The organism is Bradyrhizobium sp. CCGB01, assembly GCF_024199795.1.
Lineage (GTDB): Bacteria > Pseudomonadota > Alphaproteobacteria > Rhizobiales > Xanthobacteraceae > Bradyrhizobium.
Genome location: NZ_JANADK010000001.1, coordinates 8,944,786 through 8,965,662, shown reverse-complemented (window position 1 = coordinate 8,965,662; position 20,877 = coordinate 8,944,786). Strand labels below are relative to the sequence as shown.

At 65.6% G+C, this 20,877-nt stretch carries 16 protein-coding genes and 1 other RNA gene; 5 read left to right on the top strand and 12 right to left on the bottom strand.

Going from position 1 to position 20,877, the window contains the following annotated elements; genetic code table 11:
* Nucleotides 1–97 precede the first annotated feature (97 nt).
* Together polA and NLM25_RS42235 are read right to left on the bottom strand one after the other, a co-directional pair.
* Nucleotides 98–3,154: a DNA polymerase I gene (gene polA / locus NLM25_RS42240; RefSeq protein WP_254140859.1), complete on the bottom strand. Its 3,057-nt coding sequence runs from the start codon at nt 3,152–3,154 to the stop codon at nt 98–100.
* 192 nt (nt 3,155–3,346) lie between these two features.
* The gene (locus NLM25_RS42235; protein ID WP_254140858.1) at nt 3,347–4,414 is read right to left on the bottom strand and encodes an acyltransferase family protein; all 1,068 of its coding nucleotides are present in this window, start codon (nt 4,412–4,414) and stop codon (nt 3,347–3,349) included.
* 193 nt (nt 4,415–4,607) lie between these two features.
* Between NLM25_RS42235 and NLM25_RS42230 the strand changes: the two genes are divergently transcribed.
* The 4 genes from NLM25_RS42230 to NLM25_RS42215 all read left to right on the top strand — a co-directional run bounded on the left by NLM25_RS42230 (nt 4,608) and on the right by NLM25_RS42215 (nt 10,897).
* Entirely contained in the window at nt 4,608–5,927 is a 1,320-nt protein-coding gene (locus NLM25_RS42230; protein WP_254140857.1) for a UDP-glucose/GDP-mannose dehydrogenase family protein, read from the top strand.
* A gap of 153 nt (nt 5,928–6,080) precedes the next feature.
* Entirely contained in the window at nt 6,081–8,558 is a 2,478-nt protein-coding gene (gene hrpB / locus NLM25_RS42225) for an ATP-dependent helicase HrpB (RefSeq protein ID WP_254140856.1), read from the top strand.
* 119 nt (nt 8,559–8,677) lie between these two features.
* Complete coding sequence (locus NLM25_RS42220; protein WP_254140855.1) at nt 8,678–9,196, top strand: TIGR02281 family clan AA aspartic protease; 519 nt, start codon at nt 8,678–8,680, stop codon at nt 9,194–9,196.
* A 201-nt stretch (nt 9,197–9,397) separates the two neighbouring features.
* On the top strand, nt 9,398–10,897 hold the full coding sequence (locus tag NLM25_RS42215) for a phosphomannomutase/phosphoglucomutase (RefSeq protein WP_254123819.1): 1,500 nt from the start codon (nt 9,398–9,400) through the stop codon (nt 10,895–10,897).
* A gap of 153 nt (nt 10,898–11,050) precedes the next feature.
* Here NLM25_RS42215 and NLM25_RS42210 read toward each other — a convergent pair whose 3' ends face one another.
* The 10 genes from NLM25_RS42210 to NLM25_RS42160 all read right to left on the bottom strand — a co-directional run bounded on the left by NLM25_RS42210 (nt 11,051) and on the right by NLM25_RS42160 (nt 20,516).
* Complete coding sequence (locus NLM25_RS42210) at nt 11,051–12,520, bottom strand: methyl-accepting chemotaxis protein (RefSeq protein ID WP_254140854.1); 1,470 nt, start codon at nt 12,518–12,520, stop codon at nt 11,051–11,053.
* 504 nt (nt 12,521–13,024) lie between these two features.
* Entirely contained in the window at nt 13,025–13,534 is a 510-nt protein-coding gene (locus NLM25_RS42200) for an Lrp/AsnC family transcriptional regulator (protein WP_254123816.1), read from the bottom strand.
* A gap of 97 nt (nt 13,535–13,631) precedes the next feature.
* Nucleotides 13,632–14,549 carry a sugar kinase gene (locus NLM25_RS42195; RefSeq protein ID WP_254140853.1) on the bottom strand — a complete coding sequence of 306 codons (918 nt, stop codon included), beginning with the start codon at nt 14,547–14,549 and terminating at the stop codon, nt 13,632–13,634.
* Nucleotides 14,550–14,562: 13 nt separating this feature from the next.
* Nucleotides 14,563–15,507 carry an NAD(+) diphosphatase gene (gene nudC, locus NLM25_RS42190; RefSeq protein WP_254123814.1) on the bottom strand — a complete coding sequence of 315 codons (945 nt, stop codon included), beginning with the start codon at nt 15,505–15,507 and terminating at the stop codon, nt 14,563–14,565.
* Nucleotides 15,508–15,518: 11 nt separating this feature from the next.
* A complete protein-coding gene (locus NLM25_RS42185) occupies nt 15,519–15,938 on the bottom strand; it encodes an HIT family protein (protein WP_254123813.1) in 420 nt (139 codons plus the stop codon).
* A gap of 255 nt (nt 15,939–16,193) precedes the next feature.
* A complete protein-coding gene (locus NLM25_RS42180) occupies nt 16,194–17,321 on the bottom strand; it encodes a muconate cycloisomerase family protein (RefSeq protein ID WP_254140852.1) in 1,128 nt (375 codons plus the stop codon).
* Nucleotides 17,318–18,073 carry an SDR family NAD(P)-dependent oxidoreductase gene (locus NLM25_RS42175; protein WP_254140851.1) on the bottom strand — a complete coding sequence of 252 codons (756 nt, stop codon included), beginning with the start codon at nt 18,071–18,073 and terminating at the stop codon, nt 17,318–17,320. Before NLM25_RS42175 ends, NLM25_RS42180 begins: the two co-directional genes overlap by 4 nt.
* On the bottom strand, nt 18,073–18,867 hold the full coding sequence (locus tag NLM25_RS42170) for an amino acid ABC transporter ATP-binding protein (RefSeq protein WP_254140850.1): 795 nt from the start codon (nt 18,865–18,867) through the stop codon (nt 18,073–18,075). Before NLM25_RS42170 ends, NLM25_RS42175 begins: the two co-directional genes overlap by 1 nt.
* The gene (locus NLM25_RS42165; RefSeq protein ID WP_254140849.1) at nt 18,864–19,526 is read right to left on the bottom strand and encodes an amino acid ABC transporter permease; all 663 of its coding nucleotides are present in this window, start codon (nt 19,524–19,526) and stop codon (nt 18,864–18,866) included. Before NLM25_RS42165 ends, NLM25_RS42170 begins: the two co-directional genes overlap by 4 nt.
* 135 nt (nt 19,527–19,661) lie before the next feature.
* Nucleotides 19,662–20,516: a transporter substrate-binding domain-containing protein gene (locus tag NLM25_RS42160; RefSeq protein ID WP_254123808.1), complete on the bottom strand. Its 855-nt coding sequence runs from the start codon at nt 20,514–20,516 to the stop codon at nt 19,662–19,664.
* 184 nt (nt 20,517–20,700) lie between these two features.
* On the opposite strand from NLM25_RS42160, the gene ffs reads away from it, so the two are divergent.
* Nucleotides 20,701–20,797: signal recognition particle sRNA small type (ffs, locus tag NLM25_RS42155), an RNA gene on the top strand.
* The last annotated feature ends 80 nt before the right edge of the window (nt 20,798–20,877 follow it).

The following is a 20,877-nucleotide window of genomic DNA, read 5'->3' as shown; positions in this document are numbered from 1 at the left end:
TTTGAGGCGAGATGGTCATGGGCAATCTTCGCCCAACTCGATCCTGTGGTTGTGGGGTCACGGCGTTCGCCGGGACGATACCGTGCTGGTGGAGAGATCAGTGCGCCTCGTCCCAATTGTTTGCCGCGCGCGCATCGACATGCAGCGGCACCGACAGCAGCACCGCCGGGAAGGGGGCGTCCTGCATCACGTGCTGCACGACCGGCAGCGTCGCCTCGACTTCCGCGTCAGGCACCTCGAAGATCAACTCGTCATGCACCTGGAGCAGCATCTGCGCCGACAGCTTCTTCTGCACCAGGGCATCCTCCATCCGCGTCATGGCGCGGCGGATGATGTCCGCGGCGGTGCCCTGGAGCCGCGCGTTGATGGCGGCGCGCTCGTTGAACGCGCGCACCGAGGCGTTCGAAGCCTTGATGTCGGGATAGTACATCTTCCGGCCGAACAGCGTGGTGACATAGCCGTTGCTCCGGCAGAAGTCGCGCGTCTCGTCCATGTAGGCGCGGATGCCGGGGAAGCGCTCGAAATATTTCTTGATGTAGGCGGAGGCTTCCTCGCGCGCGATGCCGAGCTGGTTGGCGAGGCCGAACGCCGAGATGCCGTAGATGATGCCGAAATTGATCGCCTTGGCGCGGCGGCGGACCTCGCTCGGCATGCCCTCGATCGGCACGCCGAACATTTCGGAGGCCGTCATGGCGTGAATGTCGAGCCCGTCGCGGAACGCCTGCTTCAGGACGGGAATATCGGCGATCTCGGCGAGCAACCTCAGCTCGATCTGCGAATAGTCGGCGGAGACGAGCTTGTGTCCCGATGTCGCGATGAAGGCGCGGCGGATCTTTCGGCCGTCCTCGGTGCGCACCGGAATGTTCTGCAGATTCGGCTCGTTCGACGACAGCCGGCCCGTCGTGGTCGCGGCCAGCGCGTAGGTCGTGTGCACGCGGTGGGTCTGCGGGTTGACGTAGGTCGGCAGTGCGTCGGTGTAGGTCGATTTCAATTTTGAAACCTGGCGCCACTCCAGGATCTTCTTCGGGAAGTCATGGCCCTGCTCGGCGAGCTCGTCGAGCACCTGCGCGGTCGTCGACCACGCGCCGGTCTTGGTTTTGGTGCCGCCGCTTAGTCCCATCTTGCCGAACAGGATGTCGCCGATCTGCTTGGGGCTGCCGACATTGACGGGCTCGCCCGCGATCTCCTGGATCTCGGCTTCGACGCGCGCCGCGGTCTGGGCGAAGTCGCCGGACAGCCGCGACAGAACCTGGCGGTCGATCGAAATGCCGCGCCGCTCCATCCGCGCGAGCACGGAGACGAGCGGCCGCTCCAGCGTCTCGTAAACAGCGGTCATGTGCTCGGCGACGAGGCGCGGCTTCAGCACGCGCCACACCCGCAAGGTCATGTCGGCGCCTTCCGCCGACAGCGGCGCAGCCTTGTCGATCGGCACCTGGTCGAAGGTGATCTTGCCCTTGCCGCTGCCGAGCAGCTCGCTTTCCTTCAACATGGCGTGGCCGAACCAGCGCTCGGACAGCGATTCCAGCCCGTGCGAGCCGCGGCCGGCATCGAGCACATAGGAGATCAGCTGCGCATCGTCTGAGTTGCGCAGCGTGATGCCGTGCTGCGCCAGCATCACGGCGGTGAACTTGACGTCGAAGCCGATCTTGAGAATGCCTGACGATTCCAGCACCGGACGAAGCGCTTCGATGGCGTCGGCATGCTTGACCTGGTCCGGCGCGAGACCCGCGTCGAACAGGCCGGCGCCGCCCCCGGACTGCTTGTGCGCGAGCGGCACATAGCAGGCCTCGTTCGGCGCCAGCGCCAGCGCGATGCCGCAGAGATCGGCCTGCATCGGATCGATGGAGTTCGCACGCATTTCGATCGCGACCTGACCGGAATCATGGATGCGTGCGATGAAGGCATTGAGTTCGGCGAGCGCCTTGATCGCCTGGTACTTGCCGCGGTCGACCGGAAGCTTGCGCAGCGCCTCTTCGCGCGCCGCGGCCAGCGAGATCGGCGCGCCCTTGACGCTCGCCGATTTGTCGCCCTTGTCGCCGCCCGTCGCGGCGGCCGCAGGAGCGGCGAAGAGATCGCCGGAAGCCTCGGGCGATGTTGCTTTCGCGGCGGCGCCACCGGCCTTCGCGCTGCTGCTGTTGCTCGCATCGGCATCGACATTGGCCGGATCGATCTGCGAATAGTCGGCGACGCGGCGCGTCAGCGTGGAAAATTCCATCGCCTTGAGGAAGGCGACCAGCTTGCGGGCATCGGGCTCGTGGACGGCGAGATCGTCCAGCGGTACCTCCAGCTCGACCTTGTCGTCGAGCAGCACCAGCTGACGCGAGATCCGTGCCTTCTCGGCGTTCTCGATCAGCGCCTCGCGCCGCTTTGGCTGCTTGATCTCGGTGGCGCGGAACAGGAGCTGATCGAGGTCGCCATATTCGACGATCAATTGCGCTGCGGTCTTGATGCCGATGCCGGGCACGCCCGGCACGTTGTCGGTGGAATCGCCGGCCAGCGCCTGCACCTCGACCACCTTCTCCGGCGGCACGCCGAACTTCTCGATCACCTCGGGGATGCCGATGCGGCGATCCTTCATGGTGTCGTACATCGTGATCTTGTCGTTCACGAGCTGCATCAGATCCTTGTCGGAGGACACGATGGTCGTGGTGGCGCCGCGTTCGCTGGCCTGCCGCGCATAGGTCGCGATGAGATCGTCGGCCTCGAAGCCGCCTTGCTCCAGGCAGGGCAGGTCGAAGGCGCGCACCGCTTCGCGGATCAGCGCGAACTGCGGGATCAGATCATCGGGCGCCGGCGGCCGGTGGGCCTTGTACTCCGGGTAGATCTTGTTGCGGAACGTGACTTCCGACTTGTCGAACACGATGGCCAGATGCGTCGGCCGGTTGTCGGCGGGCATGTCGCGGAGCAGCTTCCACAGCATGTTGCAGAAGCCGAGCACGGCGTTGACCTGCAGGCCGTCGGATTTGCGGTTGAGCGGCGGCAGCGCATGATAGGCGCGAAAGATGTAGCCGGAACCGTCGACCAGGAAGATGTGGTCGCCCTTGCCCGCGGCCTTCGCCGCGACCGGTTTGGCAGCAGCTGTCGCGGCGGGTTTGGTGTCGGCGGCAGCCTTGGTGTCAGCTTTGGCGGTGGTCTTCGGGGATGTCTTGGGCATGGCCGCAATGTATGAATTTTTGCGGGCTTTGACAGCCTTGGGAGGGGGATTTTTGGCTTGCTGGCGCCGCTATCCCCACTGTCATTCCCCGGCTTGACCGGGGAATCCAGTACGCCGCGGCCTATCGGTCGACAATGACTGTCTCTGGAATACTGGGGCGCCCGGTCGAGCTGGGCGACGACACCGAGGATGCTACTCCGCCGCCTGCAACTGCGCGCCTGCCTTCTTCGGCGCGATCCAGAAATTTTCCGGCCGTTCGAACAGGAAGTGCGCATTGAGCCGCAGCGCGGCCTGCCAGATCGCCAGCGCGCCGAGCACGCCGACAATGGTGACGATCAGCGACACCGTGCCGATATCGGGAATGATGCCGGTGCGCAGCAGCAGCGTTCGTGTCGTCGCCATCGGCAGGAAGAAGGCGAGGTAGATCACGATCGAATGCTCACCGCAGAAGCGGAAGAAGTTCAGCCAGTGTGCGCGCGCGAGCAGCGTGCCGGCCGTGATGATGGCGCAGGCGCCGGCGAAGCCGAGCACGAGCGAGACGATCTTCCATTCGCTGGCGCCGCACGCGACGAGGCCCGCATTGACCAGCGCCCAGGTCGCGAGCGCTGCCAGCGCAAGCGCGGGACGGCTGCGCGCGCGATCGGACAGCGCGAACACGTAAGGCGCGAACAGATATCCCGAATAGAAATACACGAAGCGCGCGCAGAATTCGTCGATCGCGGTCCAGCCGGTCGAGATGCGCGCCGTCTCCAGCGCGGCGGCGATGAGCCAGATCGCCGGCGGCGGGACTCGCCGTGTCAATTTTGTGACGACGAAGAAGATCGGCAGCAGATAGATGAACCAGAGCGTGCCGAACGGCTCGATGAAGGATTCGAGATACAGGAGGCCGGCGTCGCGCCAGCTCGTCTCCGCGGCGAATGCGGGCGCCTTGAAGCCGAACTGGATTGTCACCCAGACGACATAGAAATAGGCGAAATGCACCACCTTGCGGTCGAGATAGGTTCGCCAGTCCCGATCGATCACCAATGGCAGGAACAGGCCCGAGATCAGGAAGAAGTCCGGCATCCGGAACGGCTTTGCGAACGCCACGGCGACATGCATGAAGCCGGTCTTGCCGGCGGCGAGCTCCACCCCCAGCACCGAATGCATCATCACGACCATGACGATGCAGATGCCCTTGGCATAGTCGACCCAGTCGACACGCGCCGCAGAAGGGGCCTTGGAAAGCCCGCCCGCGGCGATTGTCCCTGATAGTGCCATGGTGTCCCTTTTCGAGGCGCGATCCGCCCGGCTCTGTGCGGGCGTGGCGCAGTGTGGAGCCTTGCGGTTTACGATTTCTTTACCGGTACAATTCGCGTGCCGGTTTTTACATGCGGACTGTTCCCTCCCCTCAGGAAAATGCTAAACCGGCCTGGATTGGGGTTTCGTTAACCAAGCTGGAACAGGGTCTTTCATGCGAATCGCGATGATCGGAACGGGCTATGTGGGGCTGGTGTCCGGAGCCTGCTTTGCGGATTTCGGTCACGACGTCACTTGCGTCGACAAGGACGAGAAGAAGATCGCAGCGCTCCATCGCGGTGAGATCCCGATCTACGAGCCCGGCCTCGACGAGCTGGTCGCGACCAATGTGAAGGCGAAGCGGCTCGACTTCACCACCGACCTGTCGAAGCCGGTCGCGGATGCCGACGCCGTCTTCATCGCGGTCGGCACCCCGTCGCGCCGCGGTGACGGCCACGCCGACCTGTCCTATGTCTACGCCGCCGCGAAAGAGATCGCGCAGTCGCTGTCGGGCTTCACCGTGGTCGTGACCAAGTCGACCGTTCCGGTCGGCACCGGCGACGAGGTCGAGCGCATCATCCGCGAGGCCAATCCGTCGGCCGATGTCGTCGTCGCCTCCAACCCCGAATTCCTGCGCGAGGGCGCGGCGATCCGCGACTTCAAATATCCCGATCGCATCGTCGTCGGCACCTCCGACGAGCGCGGCCGCAAGGTGATGGGCGACGTCTATCGCCCGCTGTCGCTGAACCAGGCACCCCTGATGTTCACCGCGCGCCGCACCGCCGAGATGATCAAATACGCCGCGAACGCGTTCCTCGCGACCAAGATCACCTTCATCAACGAGATCGCGGACCTCTCCGAAAAGGTCGGCGCCAACGTCCAGGAGGTCGCGCGCGGCATTGGCCTCGACAACCGCATCGGCACCAAGTTCCTGCATGCCGGTCCGGGCTTCGGCGGCTCGTGCTTCCCCAAGGACACCAAGGCGCTGATCAAGATCGCGCAGGACTACGACGTCTCGCTGCGGATCGTCGAATCCGTGCTGGCGGTCAACGAGAACCGCAAGCGCGCGATGGCGCGCAAGGTCGGCCAGGCGCTCGGCGGTAGCTTGCGCGGCAAGACCATCGCCGTGCTCGGCCTCACCTTCAAGCCCGACACCGACGACATGCGCGATGCGCCGTCGATCCCGCTCGTCACCGGCCTGATCGACATGGGCGCGACGGTCAAGGCCTTCGATCCCGTCGGCATGGAGCAGGCCAAGGGCGAGCTGCCGAACATCATTTATTGCGAGGACGCCTATTCCTGCGCTGAAGGTGCCGATGCGCTCGTCATCGTCACCGAATGGGTGCAGTTCCGCGCGCTCGATCTCGACCGGCTGAAGGCGACCATGACCCAGCCCGTCGTCGTCGATCTGCGCAACATCTACCGTCCCGAAGACATGGAAGCCGCCGGGTTCGTCTATGAGAGCGTTGGACGTCCGCCGATGCAGCAGGGCTGATACGGACTGATTAACCGCTAAATCCGTCAAGGCCGGGCTTGTCCCGGCCGTCCACGTCTTGTTTGCTTCGTCGTATGAGAACGTGAATGCCGGGGACTCTTGTGCGAAGACGCGCTTCGCGCTTTTGCCCGGGCATGACGAACGGATAGATACTTGCCCCGCAGCTTCGACACCCCCCTTCCGATCGATGCCGTGCTCGACGACCTCTCGCGCACGCTGGAGGCGCATAACGCCGCTGTGCTGGTGGCCCCGCCGGGGGCCGGCAAGACGACGCGCGTGCCGCTGGCGCTGCTCGATGCGCCCTGGGCCGCAGGCAAGAAGATCATCGTGCTGGAGCCGCGGCGCATCGCTGCGCGGGCCAGCGCCGACCGCATGGCCAAATCGCTCGGCGAGCGGGCCGGCGAAACCGTCGGCTACCGCGTCCGCTTCGGCTCCAAGATCTCGCGCGCGACGCGCATCGAGGTGGTGACCGAAGGCATCTTCACCCGCCAAATTCTCGACGATCCCGAGCTCTCGGGCGTTGCCGCAATCCTGTTCGACGAATTCCACGAGCGTTCGCTCGACGCCGATATGGGCCTTGCCCTGGCGCGCGATGCGCAAACCGGCCTGCGCGAGGATCTGCGTATCCTTGTGATGTCGGCAACGCTCGACGGTGCGTGCGTGGCAAAGCTGCTCGGCGATGCCCCTGTCGTCGAGAGCGAAGGCCGCGCCTTTCCGGTCGAGACGCGCTATCTCGGCCGCAAGGCCGATGCGCCGGTGGAGCGGCAGATGGCGGATGCGATCGCGTCTGCCCTCCGCGCCGATAACGGTTCGGTGCTGGCGTTCCTCCCGGGCGCCGCCGAGATCCGCCGCACCCAGAATTTCCTCAGCGAGCGCGTCCAGGATGCCTCCATCGAGATCGTGCCGCTGTTCGGCGCGCTCGATGCTGCCGTGCAGGATCGCGCGATCGCGCCCGCGCCGAAGGGTACGCGCAAGGTGGTGCTGGCGACCTCGATCGCGGAGACCTCGCTGACCATCGAAGGCGTGCGCATCGTCGTCGATTCCGGTCTCGCCCGCGTGCCGCGCTACGAGCCCGACATCGGGCTGACGCGGCTCGAGACCGTGCGCGCTGCGCGTGCGGCAGTGGATCAGCGCCGCGGCCGTGCCGGCCGCACCGAGCCCGGCGTCTGCTACCGGCTCTGGGACGAGCCGCAGACGGCCTCGCTCGCGCCTTACACCCAGCCGGAAATTTTGAGCGCCGACCTGTCCTCGCTGGTGCTCGACCTCGCGCAATGGGGCGTTGCCGATCCCGCGGCCCTGTCGTTCCTCGATCCGCCGCCTCAGCCGGCCTGGAAGGAAGCCAAAAGCCTGCTCGAAGAGCTCAACGCGCTCGACGGCGACGGCCGCATCACCGCGGAAGGCAGGAGCCTGCGTGCGCTGGCGCTGCCGCCGCGGCTGGCGCGCATGATCGTGGATTCGCATCGCGTCGGCAGCGGCGAAGCCGCCGCCGAGATCGCGGCCATCATCACCGAGCGCGGGCTCGGCGGCGACAGCGTCGATCTCGAATACCGGCGCGACCAGTTCCGCCGCGACCGCTCGCCGCGCGCCGCGAGCGCGCGCGATCTCGCCCGGCGCTGGGCTTCGCAGGTCGCAGCGTCGGAGAAGGTCGCATCCGGACAGGATGATCTCTCGACCGGCCTGATGCTCGCCTACGCCTTCCCGGACCGCGTCGCGCGCAATCGCGGCAATGGCAGCTTCGTGCTCGCCAATGGTCGCGGCGCCGCGGTGGAGCAGACCTCCTCGCTCGCCCGCGCGCCCTATATCGCGATCGGCGAGATGACGGGTACGGCGGCGAGCGGACGCATCCTGCTGGCGGCGCCGATCAGCGAGGACGACATCGAGCGGCATTTCGCCGAGCATATCGAGACAGTCGACGAGATCTCCTTCGATCGAGGCGCGATGGCGCTGCGCGCGCGGCGCAAGCGCGCGCTGCATGCGATCACGCTCTCCGAGGCTACACTTGCCGTGTCGCCCTCGGAGGACACCGCGCGAATTTTCGCCGATGGCCTGATCGCGGCTGGCCTCGACCGGTTGCCCTGGTCCAAGGCCGCAAAGCAATGGCGCGACCGCGTGATGTTCCTGCGCAAGGCCGAGGGCGACAGCTGGCCCGACCTGTCAGACGGCGGGCTGGTCGCGCGGCGCGACGATTGGCTGGTGCCCGCGCTCTACGACAGGATTGCACTGAAAGAGGTCTCCGCCGGCGATCTCTCGGACGCGCTGATGGCGCTGTTGCCCTGGGAGATGCGCGCAAGGCTCGATCGCGAGGCGCCGACGCATTTCGAGGCACCGACCGGAAGCATGCTCGCGATCGACTACGAGGCCGAGCAGGGGCCGACCATTGCGGTGCGGCTCCAGGAGTTGTTCGGGCTCAACACCCACCCGTCGATCGCCGCCGGCAAGGTACCGCTGGTGCTGGAATTGCTGTCGCCGGCGCAGCGTCCGGTGCAGGTGACGCGCGATCTCCCCGGCTTCTGGCGCGGCAGCTACGCCGCGGTGCGCTCCGACCTGCGCGGCCGCTATCCACGTCATCCCTGGCCGGACGATCCGGCCAGCGCATTGCCGACCCGGCGGGCGAAGCCGCGCGGGACGTGAGAAGCCATTAACCGTTCGCTCATCCTTTTCGTCAAAATGACACCGGCCCGGCCGCGGCGTCGCTCGCGGATGGCCGTGGCGCGTGATGAAATCGGGCTTTCCGGCTCGGAAGTGGTGTGATGCGTAACATTGTGATCTTCGCGGCCATCATGATCGGCCTCGGTACTTTCATGGCGCAGATGGCGGACAAGATGAGCTCTGCCTCGGCCACGTCGGTGCCGCGCACGGCGCTCGCAGCTGCGACGACGACGGCGCCGCCGGCCGGCGGTCGCAGCCTCAGCATCCCCCGCGATGGTCGCGGCCATTTCCAGACAGATGGCCGGATCGACGGCCAGCGCATCGGCTTCATGGTCGACACCGGCGCCTCCGTGGTGGCGCTGAACGAGACCTCGGCCGCGCGTTTTGGCCTGCGTCCCTCGCGCGGCGAGTACAACGCCACGGTCTCGACCGCCAACGGCACCATCAAGGCCGCGCGCACCCGCATCGCCATGCTCGATGTCGGCGGCCTCGTCGTGCGCGACGTTGACGCCATGGTGCTGCCGGACGAGGCCCTCTCGGAGAATCTGCTCGGCCTCTCCTTCCTGTCCCGCCTCAAGCGTTTTGAGTACGCCAACGGCCAGATGGTGCTGGAGCAGTAAGCCGCTCCACGCGCGCTGACGAACCGTCGTTCGCACGAATTTTTCAGGACGGCCGGAGCGGATGAAACTCCCGCCAGGCCCCGCTTTGCCGTTACCAAACTGCCGCAATTATCATCCATAAGGCGCCAATCCCGCCTTCCGCTGCGGCCCGGCATTCGCTAAGGCTGCATCAATTCCTGCCCATTTCATGAGACCGTCTCAATGTTTCCCAAGCCGAAATCCGTCTTGCTGCCCAACACCTACGCCTATGAATCCGAGCCGATGGTGAAGGCCACGGGTTTTCGCGAATATGACGCGCGCTGGTTGTTCCAGAAGGAAATCAACCTGATGGGAATCCAGGCGCTCGGCATGGGGCTGGGTGCGCTGATTGCCGAGCTCGGCGTCAAGCAGGAGATCGTCACCGGCCACGACTTTCGCGGCTATTCGGCCTCGATCAAATATGCGCTGATCTCCGGCCTGATGGCGGCGGGCTGCAAGGTGCACGACATCGGGCTCGCGGTGACGCCGATGGCCTATTTCGCGCAGTTCGACCTCGACGTGCCCTGCTGCGCCATGGTCACGGCCTCGCACAACGATAATGGCTGGACCGGGGTGAAGATGGGCGCCAACCGCCCGCTGACCTTCGGCCCCGACGAGATGACGCGGCTGAAGGAGATCGTGCTGGGCGCCGAGTTCAAGAACAAGGCCGGCGGCTCCTACCAGTTTCACGAGAACTATCCGGCGCGCTACATTGCCGATCTCACCGGCCGTCCGAAGCTGACGCGCAAGCTCAAGGTGGTCGCGGCGTGCGGCAACGGCACCGCCGGCGCGTTCGCGCCGCAGGTGCTGGAGGCGATCGGCTGCGAGGTGATCCCGCTCGACACCGAGCTCGACCACACCTTCCCGAAATACAATCCGAATCCGGAAGACATGGAGATGCTGCACGCGATCCGCGACGCGGTGCTGCATCACAAGGCCGATGTCGGCCTCGGCTTCGACGGTGACGGCGACCGCTGCGGCGTCGTCGACAACACCGGCGAGGAGATCTTCGCCGACAAGGTCGGCGTGATGCTGGCGCGCGACATGTCGGCGATCCACAAGGATGCGCAGTTCATCGTCGACGTGAAGTCGACCGGCCTGTTCGTCACCGATCCGGTGCTGCAGAAGCAGGGCGCCAAGGTCGCGTATTGGAAGACCGGCCATTCCTACATGAAGCGCCGCACCAACGAGACGGGCGCGCTCGCGGGCTTCGAGAAGTCCGGCCACTTCTTCTTCAACAAGCCCTATGGACGCGGCTATGACGACGGGCTCGTCTCCGCGATCGCGATCTGCGACATGCTCGATCGCGCCCCCGGCAAGTCGATGGCCGACCTGAAGAACGCGCTGCCGAAGACCTGGTCGTCGCCGACCATGTCGCCGCATTGCGCCGACGAGACCAAATACGGCGTCATCGACCAAGTGGTGAAGCACTTCGAGGGCTTGCAGGCCAAGGGCGCCAAGATCGGCGGGCAGGCGATCCGCGATCTCGTCACCGTCAACGGCGTGCGCGTTACGGTCGAGGACGGCAGCTGGGGTCTGGTGCGCGCCTCCTCCAACAAGCCCGAGCTCGTCGTCGTGGTCGAGAGCCCGGTCTCCGAGCAGCGCATGCACGACATGTTCGAGATGGTGAACAGCGTGCTGCGCACGCATCCCGAAGTCGGCGAGTACAATCAGAAGATCTGACTGATCTCGTTGTGCGGCGATCCTTCGAGACGCCCGCCGCTGGCGGGCTCCTCAGGATGAGGTCTTGCTGCGCGGTGAGACGTTAGACCCTCATGGTGAGGAGCCCGCCGCAGGCGGGCGTCTCGAACCATGCAGGCCAAGCTCGGGCGGCGCTTACGCCGTCCGCAGCGACCCCAGGAAACCATCCACTTCAGACTTGAGACGCTCGGACTGCGATGACAGTCCGGCTGCGGCCTGGTGCATCTTCGTGGCGGCGGCGCCGGCCTGTTCGGAGGCCTTGCTGACGCCGACGATGTTGTCGTTGACTTCGCGCGTGCCGGTGGCTGCCTGTTGCAGGCTGCCGGCGATCTCGCGCGTCGCCAGGCCCTGCTGATCGACCGCGCTCGAGATCTGGCCGGAGATCTGGTCGATCTCCGCGATCGTCGTGCCGATCGCCTGGATGGCATTGACGGCATCGTTGGTCGCGCTCTGGATGTTCTGGACCTGCGCCGAGATTTCCTCGGTGGCTTTCGCGGTCTGGTTCGCCAGCGCCTTCACTTCGCTCGCGACCACCGCAAATCCCCTGCCGTGCTCGCCGGCGCGCGCAGCCTCGATGGTGGCGTTCAGCGCGAGCAGATTGGTCTGGCTCGCGATGTTCTGGATCAGTGTGACGACCTCGCCGATCTTCTGCGTGCCGCTGGCAAGGCCCTCGACCACCTCGTTGGTACGGCGGGCCTCATCCGCGGCCTTGGCCGCGATCTCCGCGGAGCGGGCGACCTGCTGCGTGATGCTGGTGACGGATGCGGTGAGCTCCTCGGTCGCAGCCGCGACCGTCTCGACATTGCTCGACGCCTGGTTCGACGCTGCGGCCGCCGCGGCGGTCTGCCGCGCGGTGTCGGTGCTGTTGTTGCTCATCGCCGATGACAGCTGCTGCACTTCGCTGGCGGCAACTGCGACGGCATGCACGATGCCGCCGATGCTGCGCTCGAAATTGCTGGCAAGCCGCTGCTTGGCCGCCTCGCGCTCGTCCTTGGCGCGCTGCTCGACGTCGTGGCGCTCGCTGTTGGCGCGCGCTTCCGCCGCCATCGCGGCCTGCGCCTCGGCGGTCTTCACCGCCGTGGTCTCGAACAGCTCCTGCAGCTTGTGCGCCAGTGCGATCAGCACGCCGGCCTCGATCAGCAGGATCACCGCATGCAGCACGACGCGGCCGAAATCGGAGCCGCCGGGATAGATCGCCGCGGGCAGCAGGAAGTTCAGCGCGATGTGATGCAGCGCGACCGCGACCGTCGCGGCGACGATCGGCCGGTAGTCGCAATAGGCGACCGTGCAGGCCAGCGCCGCGAAGAAGTACATGTGCATGTCGATCTGCCAGGGATGTCCCTCGAACTGGTAGGTGAACATCGACACGCCGCTCATCAGCGCGACGGCAAAAACGAGGCGCGTGGAGAGGCCATTGCCCGACATGCGCCAGGACAGGGTCGCAGCGAGCGCGAAGATCGCCATGAAGATTGCGGGGATCAGCCAGGCCTTGCCGAGCGCAAGGCCGATCGTCATGCTGATCGGTACGTGCAGCCACAGCGCTGCAACGAGCATCTTGCTGGTGGTCTGGCGTAGCGATTCGAGTCCGTCGTTCTCGACAACCATTTCATCCTCTCCAGGACTACGAGCCGAGTGGCTACACGCCAGAAGGCTATCTGCCAAAACATGCTGAGACCGCTTGCGCGTCCATCACGAACCAGGCGCCCGCATCATGCAGGCGGCGCAGTCCGTCATGGTCATCCGGGCGGACGACGAGGAGGGTGGGAAGGGCAGTTGCCCCGACGATCGCCGCTTGCGCGGATCCCGCAGCCTGAAAAACCTGTTGCGTGCTCCACCAGGGCGGAAACGCAACCGCGACGACTGTCGCGCCCGGACGAACCTGTAAGGTGAGGATAGCGAGTGCGATCCACCCTGCGACGAGCAATGTCGCCGCATTCGCCCAGGCAGGCCATCGCCGGGACGGAATCGCCGTTTTCCCCTCCATGCCGCATAGATAGGCGCACGGAGCTAATTCTCGGTAAATGCTTGCTTACCGAGGTACCGAATCGGGCGGGGCAGGGACTCTACGGACGCCGGCGGCCAGTTGCCGCCGAGCTTGATGGCTGGACTTCAGGCCGCCACCACTGCCGGGATCGGCAGCGCGGTGACCGACTTGATCTTCTCCATCGCGAAGCGCGAGGTGACGTTCTTCAGCGGCACGGCGCTGATCAGCTTCTTGTAGAACACGTCGTAGGCCTGCATGTCCGCGACCACGACGCGCAGCATGTAGTCGACGTCGCCTGCCATGCGGTAAAACTCCATCACCTCGGGCATGGCGCTGACGGCCTCGGCGAACTTCTTCAGCCAGGCGTCCGAATGATCGGCGCTCTCGACTGACACGAACACCGAGATACCGAGCCCGATCTTGTTCTGGTCGACCAGGGCCACCCGCTTCAGGATCACACCGTCGGCCTCGAGGCGCTGGATGCGTTTCCAGCAAGGGGTCGAAGACAGCCCGACGCGATCACCGATCTCGGCGACGGACAGGGAGGCATCTTCCTGGAGTACCATCAGGATCTTGCGGTCGATGGCATCGAGGCGGCGGCTGGTCTCGGGGAGTTGGACAGCGACATCAGTCATTTGAAGAACTTTGTTCCAATATGAGGGCTAGTTTCCCTGATATATAGAAAAATCTTCTATCGCAAGCCCATAATCTCGGCGCGCCCCTGGAATCGCTCTAGGATCTGTCTCGTAAAAACCCTTCAACTTCAATACGTTGCGGAGAGGCCGGGCCGCCACCGTGACGGGTGCATTTCAGCGCTGCGGCGGCCGCGGCGAATCGCAGCGCCTCCCGCACCTCCTCGCCCTCTGCGAGGCGAAGCGTGAAGGCGCCATGGAAGACGTCGCCGGCGCCGAGCGTGTCGACCGCCTCGACCGGGAAGGCCGGTGTCTCCTCCGGCTCGCCCGCTGCGTTCAGCCAGATCGTGCCACGTGGGCCGCGCGTGGCGGCGAGGAAGGCGGGCGTCAGTCCGGCGAGGTGCCTCAGGGCGTGGCCGTCATCGGCGATCCCGGCGGTCTCCTGCACCTGTTCGCTGGCGAACAGCAGATGCGAGGCGAGCGTGAGCAGGCTGTCGGTCAGCGCCATCGCGCGATCGACGCCAACGATGACAGGAATGCCACGCCGTCGCGCCTCGGCGCAGAGATCGATGCAGAAGGCGCCGCAGCGGCTCTCGACGAGGACCGCCTGGCACGCGGCGAGCAACTCGTCGGCCCCGGGCAGCTTCACGCTCCACAGGGCGGGATCGCGATAGATCGTGAGCGTCCGCTCGCCCGAGGGCTCGATCATGATCGCCGAGACGGGCGTGGTCAGGCCCGGCATGCGCACGACGCGGCTGGTGTCGATGCCCTCCTGCGCCATCCGTTCGAGAATGAACCCGCTCGATGTCTCGCCGGCGTCGCCCATGGGCCCGGCAAAAGACACGCGGCCGCCTAGTCGTGCCACCGCGATGGCGGCGTTCAGCGCGTTGCCGCCACAAATCTCCGCGAGATGGTTCGCGTTGGCCTTGCTGCCGCGCGCGGGCATTGCCTCGACCCGAAAGGTGAGGTCGCGCACGGGAATGCCGATGCAGAGAATGCGCGGCGCGGTCCCGGCCATCGGCGGTCTCAGCTCAAGTGCCGCTCTTGTCGTGCACCCAGCGGCCGAGCAGATGGTGGGCGATGGCGAACGGATGCGGACCGGCGTATCCGTCCGGATGCGTCCGCGCCAGCATCAGCGCGGCCTCCTCGCGCGTGAACCAGCGCGCATCCTCCAGCTCCGAGTGATCGACGACGACGTCCTCGTTCAGGGCGCGCGCGCTGCAGCCGATCATCAGCGACGACGGATAGGGCCAGGGCTGGGTCATGTAATATTGCACGTCGGTGCAGCGGATCCCGGATTCTTCGAGAATCTCGCGGCGTACCGCGTCCTCGATGGTCTCGGCGGCCTCGACGAAGCCGGCGAGGCAGGAATACATCCCCGGCGGAAACTGCTTCTGGCGGCCGAGCAGGCACTTCTCGCCCGAGGCGACCAGCATGATCACGACGGGATCGGTGCGCGGAAAGTGCTCGGCCTTGCAGGCAGGGCAGTCGCGCTTCCAGCCGCCTTCCTTCATCGCGCTCCGCGTGCCGCAATTGGCGCAATAGCCGTGGCGCTGATGCCAGCTCACCATCGATTTCGCCATCGCGATCGCCGAGAGCTCGTCGGGCGGGATCGCGCCCTGCATCGCCATGCCGCGCAGTTCGGTGACGGTGTAGTCCTCGCGGCCGACCAGCTTCTCGGCTGCCGCCTGCGACATCCCCATGCCGAACACCGCCGCGCCGTCGCGAAGCCCCAGGAAGATCGTGCCGGGATTGGCGCCGCACTTCGTCGCTTCGTCGATCGACAGCAGTGCACGCGCCTTGTCGCCCTCGCGCTTCACCAGTAGCGAGTCGCGGTAGACGACATAGGCGCGCGATGAGGACTTCTGCTCCATCGCGAACAGTTTTTCGTCGTCCCGGCGCAGATGTGCGGCGCGATCGAGGACGTTGGTGACGAAGGCCGGCTGTCCCAGCGGAAATGCGTCGAATGCTGACATTTCTTGTTCTTTCAACCCAACCAGATTTTTCGGCGAAGCGCGCTGATGAAATTCTGAACCTCGGTGGCGTCATGCGCCAGGGGAGGCATCACGCCCCAGACCGGCCGCGGCCAGGCCGCGTCACCGGTGCGGCGCGCGATGATGTGGACGTGAAGCTGCGGCACGAGATTGCCGAGCGCGGCGACATTGAGCTTGTCGCATTTGGTGATCTCCTTCAGCGCGCGCGAGACGCGGGAGATCTCCGTCATGAGTTGCGCCTGCTGCACCTCGTCGAGATCGATGATCTCGACCGCATCAGGCCGCCGCGGCACCAGCAGCAGCCAGGGATAATGCGCGTCCTTGATGACCAGCACCTTCGACAGCGGCAAATCGCCGATATCGATGGTGTCCTCTTTCAGGCGGGAGTGCAGCGACCAGGCGGGTTCGGGCATATGCGTTTCCGAGTGGCCCGGTGGGTTCGGGCTTGTATGGTCCGACCATACGATACGGATTTGGCGAGGGGAAGGTTAGGGCCCAGCTGCTTCTGCATACTCGCTCGTCGTCCCGGACAAGCGAAGCGCAGATCCGGGACCCATAAACCACAGGGAGTAGTTTGGCGAAGACTCGGAGTTGCCAGCCCTCGCCAAACACGGCGCTGTGGTTATGGATTCCGGGCTCGCGCTGCGCGCGCCCCGGAATGACAGGAATCACGCCTCCGCGATCACGCGCGCATTGGCGCGGATCGAGGCTTCGCTGACGCGGATGCCGAGGCCGGGGCCATCCGGCACGACCACATGACCGGCGCGGTTGGCGACGCGCTCCTCCAGCACGTCCTCGGTCAGCACGTGATGCGGCATGTAGAATTCGCAGCCGAGCGAGATGCCCGGCGTTGCCGCGATCAGCTGCGTGCCGGCGGCCAGGCCAATGCCGCCTTCCCACAGCGTGCCGCCATAGCCGGGCAGGCCGGCGATGTCGGCGATCGCCATGATCGCCTGCGCCTCGAACAAGCCGCCGGCCTTCATCAGCTTGATCGAGACGGCATCGGCGGCCTCGCGGCGCACCACCTCCATCATGTCGCGGCGGTCGAAGCAGCTTTCGTCGGCGAGCACGGGCGTCTCCAGCGCTGCGGTGAGCTGCGCCATCACGTCGAGGTATTTGCGCGGCACCGGCTGCTCGATGAAGGTCGGTGCGAACTCCTCGACATCGCGCAGGATCTTGATGGCGCCGAACGGCGCCAGCGCCTGGTTGTAGTCGACGCGCAGATCGACCTTGTCGCCGAACTCCTTGCGGATCGCTTCGAGATGATCGAGGTCCTCGCGATGCGGCTTCACGCCGGTCTTGACCTTGTAGATGACGTTGCCGTCGGGAACCATTTTTCGCATGCGCTCGAGATCGGCGGCGAAATCCGGATCGGCGATCGAGAACGACAGCGGGATCGTGTCGCGCACGCGGCCGCCGAGCAGGTCCGCGACCGACAACCCCGACGATTTGCCGACGATGTCGAGCAGCGCCATCTCGATCGCGACCTTGGCCTCGGCATGGCCGACCAGCGCACGGTCGAGCTCGGCCATCAGCGCGCGGATGCGGCGCACCGGTTTGCCGAGCACGATCGGCCGCAGATAGATATCGAGCGCGGAGAACGCCGCTTCCGGCGTTCCCGTGAACACCTCCCACGGCGCCGCCTCGCCCCAGCCGACCACGCCGTCGCTGGACGTCAGCTCGAGCAGCACGCGCTTCACCGTGCCCTTGACGTTGCCGACGCCCTGCAGGCGCGCCATCTTGATCGGGCTCTCGATCAGGAACAGCCTGATGCGTTCGATGGTCGCTTCGGTCATGTCAGGCCTCCATTGACGTGCCAGACTTGGCCGGTGACGTAGGATGCTTTTGGTGATGCCAGGAAGGCGATGATCTCGGCCACTTCTTCCGGCCGTCCGCGGCGGTGCATCGGGATCAGCGCCTCGGTCGCGGCGATCTGTTCGGGCGACAGCCGGCTTTCGCTCGGCTTGTCCTTGACGATGAGGCCGGGCGCAACCGCGTTGACGGTGATGTCGTCCTGGGCGAGCTCGATCGCGGTGAGCCGCACCAGCGCTTCCAGCGCGGAGCGGCTCGCGGCGGTCGCGGCGAACGGTGCGAATTCGGGTCGGATCGCGTGTGCGACGAAGGACGACACCGCGACGATCCGTGCGTCACGCCCGGCGCGCAGCAGCGGCAGTGCGGCCTCGACCATACGCGTGAACGCCAGCGCGGACTCATCCATAGCCTGCCGGAATTGATCCGCCGGCGTCCCGATCGCGCTGCCGCGGCGGGCATGGCCGCCGACCAGAATCAATCCGTCGAGCCGTCCGAAAGCGCGTTGCGCAGCGGCGATGGCGTCGGTGACGGCTGCTTCCTCGGCGAGATCGCCGAGGCATTTTGCGACCACAGCACCTCTTGCTTCGGCTTCCGCAGCCGTGGCGACGAGACCTTCTGCGTTCGAGCGCGTGTGCAGCAGCAGCCCGGTTCCCGGAGCTGCGAGCAGTTTTGCGGTGGCGCGGCCGATGCCGCTGGCGGCGCCGGTGACGAGATAGACGCGGTTGATATCGGGCATCACGGTGTTGCGTTGGCCGGCGGCAACGCGCCGGTGCGGTGGAAATGGCTGAGAAAGGCGCGCGTCGCGGCTTCCTGCGGATTGTCGATCACCTGCCGCGCGGGGCCTTCCTCGACCACGATACCGTCGCGCATGAAGATGAGACGGTCGGCGACTTCACGGGCAAACGCGATCTCGTGGGTCACGATCACCATGGTCATGCCCTCGGACGCGAGCTGCTGGATTACGTTCAGCACCTCGCCGACCAATTCAGGGTCGAGCGCGGAGGTGGCTTCATCGAACAGCATCACGTCCGGCTCCATCGCCAGCGCACGCGCAATCGCGACGCGCTGCTTCTGGCCGCCGGACAGGGTCGCCGGATATTGGTCGGCCTTTTCCGCAAGGCCCACCTTGGCGAGCTGCGCCCGCGCGAGCTTCTCGGCGTCGGCCTTGGCCATGCGCCGCACCGTGACCGGTCCCTCCATCACGTTCTGGAGCGTCGTCATGTGCGGGAACAGATTGAAGTGCTGGAACACCATGCCGGTGGTGGCGCGGAATTTTGCCAGCGTCTTCACGTCCGGCAGTTTGGCGCCGTCGCCGAATGCAAAGCGCGTGTCGCCGACGCGGACACTGCCGCCATCGGGCACGACCAGCAGATTGATGCAGCGGAGCAGCGTCGATTTGCCGGAGCCGGATGGGCCGATCAGAGCCACGACACCGCCCTTGGCGACGTCGAGATTGATGTTCTTCAAAACCTCGTTGCTGCCAAAGCTCTTGCGCAGGCCGCGGATCTCGATTTTCGACGTCTCGCTCATTCGCTAACCGCCAGTCGCTTCTCGCCGCGGCGGACGATGATGGTGAGCGGGATCAGGATCGCCGCATAGGCGACCGCAACCGCGGTGTAGGTCTCCAGCGGCCTGTAGCTGTCATGGGCGGCGACCTGGCTTTGGTAAACGAGGTCGGGCACGGCGAGCACCGAGACCAGCGAAGTGTTCTTGAACTGGATGATCGACTGGTTCATCAGCGCCGGGATCATGCGTTTGATCGCCTGCGGCAGCACGATGCGCCGCATGCTCTGGCCCGGCGTCATGCCGAGCGCGGCGCCGGCTTCCGACTGGCCCTTGTCGATCGAGATGATGCCGCCGCGGATGATCTCGGAATAGAACGAGCCGCCATAGAGCGAGAGCGCCAGCGCCGAGGCCGTGATCGGCGTCATCTCGACGCCGGCGAGGATCGGCAGCGCGTAATAGAACCAGATCAGCTGCACCAGGATCGGCGTGCAGCGAAACGCTTCGATGAAGGTGAGGGCGACGAGGCGCACCGCCCTGAAGCGCGACAGGCTGCCGAACGCCCCGAACAGGCCGAAGACGAGGCCGAGCAGCACGATCACCACGGTGAAGCCGACGGTGACGCCGAGCCCGTTGAGAAAGAGCCAGCGATAGCTCCAGAGGATGCCGAAGTCCCACTGATACATGCGTGTTTAACTCGTCGTGGGTGCCGTTAGCACCGTCATTCCGGGGCGCCCGAAGGGCGAACCCGGAATCTCGAGATTGTAGCGCGAGATTCCGGGTTCTCGCTTCGCGAGCCCCGGAATGACGAAAGTGAAAGCTTACAGCGAAACGCCCGGCGGAATGTCCGCCTCGGTCACGCCCACCAGCTCCATGTTGGTGATGATGGCGTTGCGGATGAAGCCGAGCCCCTTGTTGAAGTCGATCCAGGTGTTGACGTAGTCGCGGAAGGTCTTGTCGTTCTCGCGGCGGAAGCCGGCGTTCGACGTGGTCGCGAAGATCGGCGTCGGCAGCACGAACTGGCCGAGCGATGGGTTCTTCTTCAGCACGGTCAGCGACAGCATGGTGATCAGGCACTGCGCGTCGACGCGGCCGGTCTGCAGCGCGGCGGTGGCATCGTCGGCGGTCTTCAGCCGCGAGATCTGCGCCTTCGGCGTCAAGCGGCTGACGACCTGGTCGTGCGAGGAGCCCTGGTCGACCGCGATCTTGACGTCGGGCGAGTTCAGCTCGGCCCAGCTCTTCGGCTTGAAGTCCTTCTTGCAGAGGATGCCGAAGGCGTTGTTGAAGACCGGCACCGAGAAGTCGACCACCAGCGCGCGCTTCGGGGTCGGGTTGAGGCCGAAGAAGATGTCGATCTTGTTGGACTGCAGATCGAGCACCGAATTGCCCCAGGTGGTCTCGGTGATCTCGAGCTCGGCCTCCATGTCATCGGCAAGCCCCTTGGCGATGTCGATGTAGAATCCCTTCCACTGGCCGCTGGCGAGATCCTTCATGTAATAGGGCGCGCCGCCGCCGACCGCGCCGATCCGCATCTTCTTGGTGCGGCGGATGCGGGCGAAGGTCGATTCGTTCGGATCGGCCGCCTGGGCCACGGCCGGAGAGGCCAGCGCGCCCGCGGTCACCGCGCCGATGGCGCCAAGCCCGACAATCGATGCAACATCACGACGTGTAACCATTGGGATCAATCGCTTTTCTGGTTGAAGTGGAGCTCCGGCAGCGTTCATACCAAGGCGTCTCCGGCAGCGAAAGCACAGCCTATCGGCTGGGCAGAACCGGAATTGCCCGGATGCTGGGCAAGATCAAGCCTTTCAAGATGATGCCCGCTTGCTTTCCCAGCCTTTTGGCCCCAAATAGGGACCGGGAGATTGGCGGTGGACGAGCCACTCGCCAACCGGGTCAGGTCCGGAAGGAAGCAGCCCTAACGAGGTCCGGATCGGGTCGCTCGTCAGTCTCCTACCTGTTTTTCCGAGCGAATTGCGCCGGCGGGCCCCCCGCCAGCGCGCTCCTTTCCGCAAAAGCCGGCCGAAAGAAATTCCA

Excerpts from the sequence above, each read along its gene's own strand:
- polA (WP_254140859.1), bottom strand. The coding sequence starts at position 3,154 with ATGCCCAAGACATCCCCGAAGACCACCGCCAAAGCTGACACCAAGGCT.
- NLM25_RS42235 (WP_254140858.1), bottom strand. The coding sequence starts at position 4,414 with ATGGCACTATCAGGGACAATCGCCGCGGGCGGGCTTTCCAAGGCCCCT.
- NLM25_RS42230 (WP_254140857.1), top strand. The coding sequence starts at position 4,608 with ATGCGAATCGCGATGATCGGAACGGGCTATGTGGGGCTGGTGTCCGGA.
- NLM25_RS42220 (WP_254140855.1), top strand. The coding sequence starts at position 8,678 with ATGCGTAACATTGTGATCTTCGCGGCCATCATGATCGGCCTCGGTACT.
- NLM25_RS42215 (WP_254123819.1), top strand. The coding sequence starts at position 9,398 with ATGTTTCCCAAGCCGAAATCCGTCTTGCTGCCCAACACCTACGCCTAT.
- NLM25_RS42210 (WP_254140854.1), bottom strand. The coding sequence starts at position 12,520 with ATGGTTGTCGAGAACGACGGACTCGAATCGCTACGCCAGACCACCAGC.
- NLM25_RS42200 (WP_254123816.1), bottom strand. The coding sequence starts at position 13,534 with ATGACTGATGTCGCTGTCCAACTCCCCGAGACCAGCCGCCGCCTCGAT.
- NLM25_RS42195 (WP_254140853.1), bottom strand. The coding sequence starts at position 14,549 with ATGGCCGGGACCGCGCCGCGCATTCTCTGCATCGGCATTCCCGTGCGC.
- nudC (WP_254123814.1), bottom strand. The coding sequence starts at position 15,507 with ATGTCAGCATTCGACGCATTTCCGCTGGGACAGCCGGCCTTCGTCACC.
- NLM25_RS42185 (WP_254123813.1), bottom strand. The coding sequence starts at position 15,938 with ATGCCCGAACCCGCCTGGTCGCTGCACTCCCGCCTGAAAGAGGACACC.
- NLM25_RS42180 (WP_254140852.1), bottom strand. The coding sequence starts at position 17,321 with ATGACCGAAGCGACCATCGAACGCATCAGGCTGTTCCTGATCGAGAGC.
- NLM25_RS42175 (WP_254140851.1), bottom strand. The coding sequence starts at position 18,073 with ATGCCCGATATCAACCGCGTCTATCTCGTCACCGGCGCCGCCAGCGGC.
- NLM25_RS42170 (WP_254140850.1), bottom strand. The coding sequence starts at position 18,867 with ATGAGCGAGACGTCGAAAATCGAGATCCGCGGCCTGCGCAAGAGCTTT.
- NLM25_RS42165 (WP_254140849.1), bottom strand. The coding sequence starts at position 19,526 with ATGTATCAGTGGGACTTCGGCATCCTCTGGAGCTATCGCTGGCTCTTT.
- NLM25_RS42160 (WP_254123808.1), bottom strand. The coding sequence starts at position 20,516 with ATGGTTACACGTCGTGATGTTGCATCGATTGTCGGGCTTGGCGCCATC.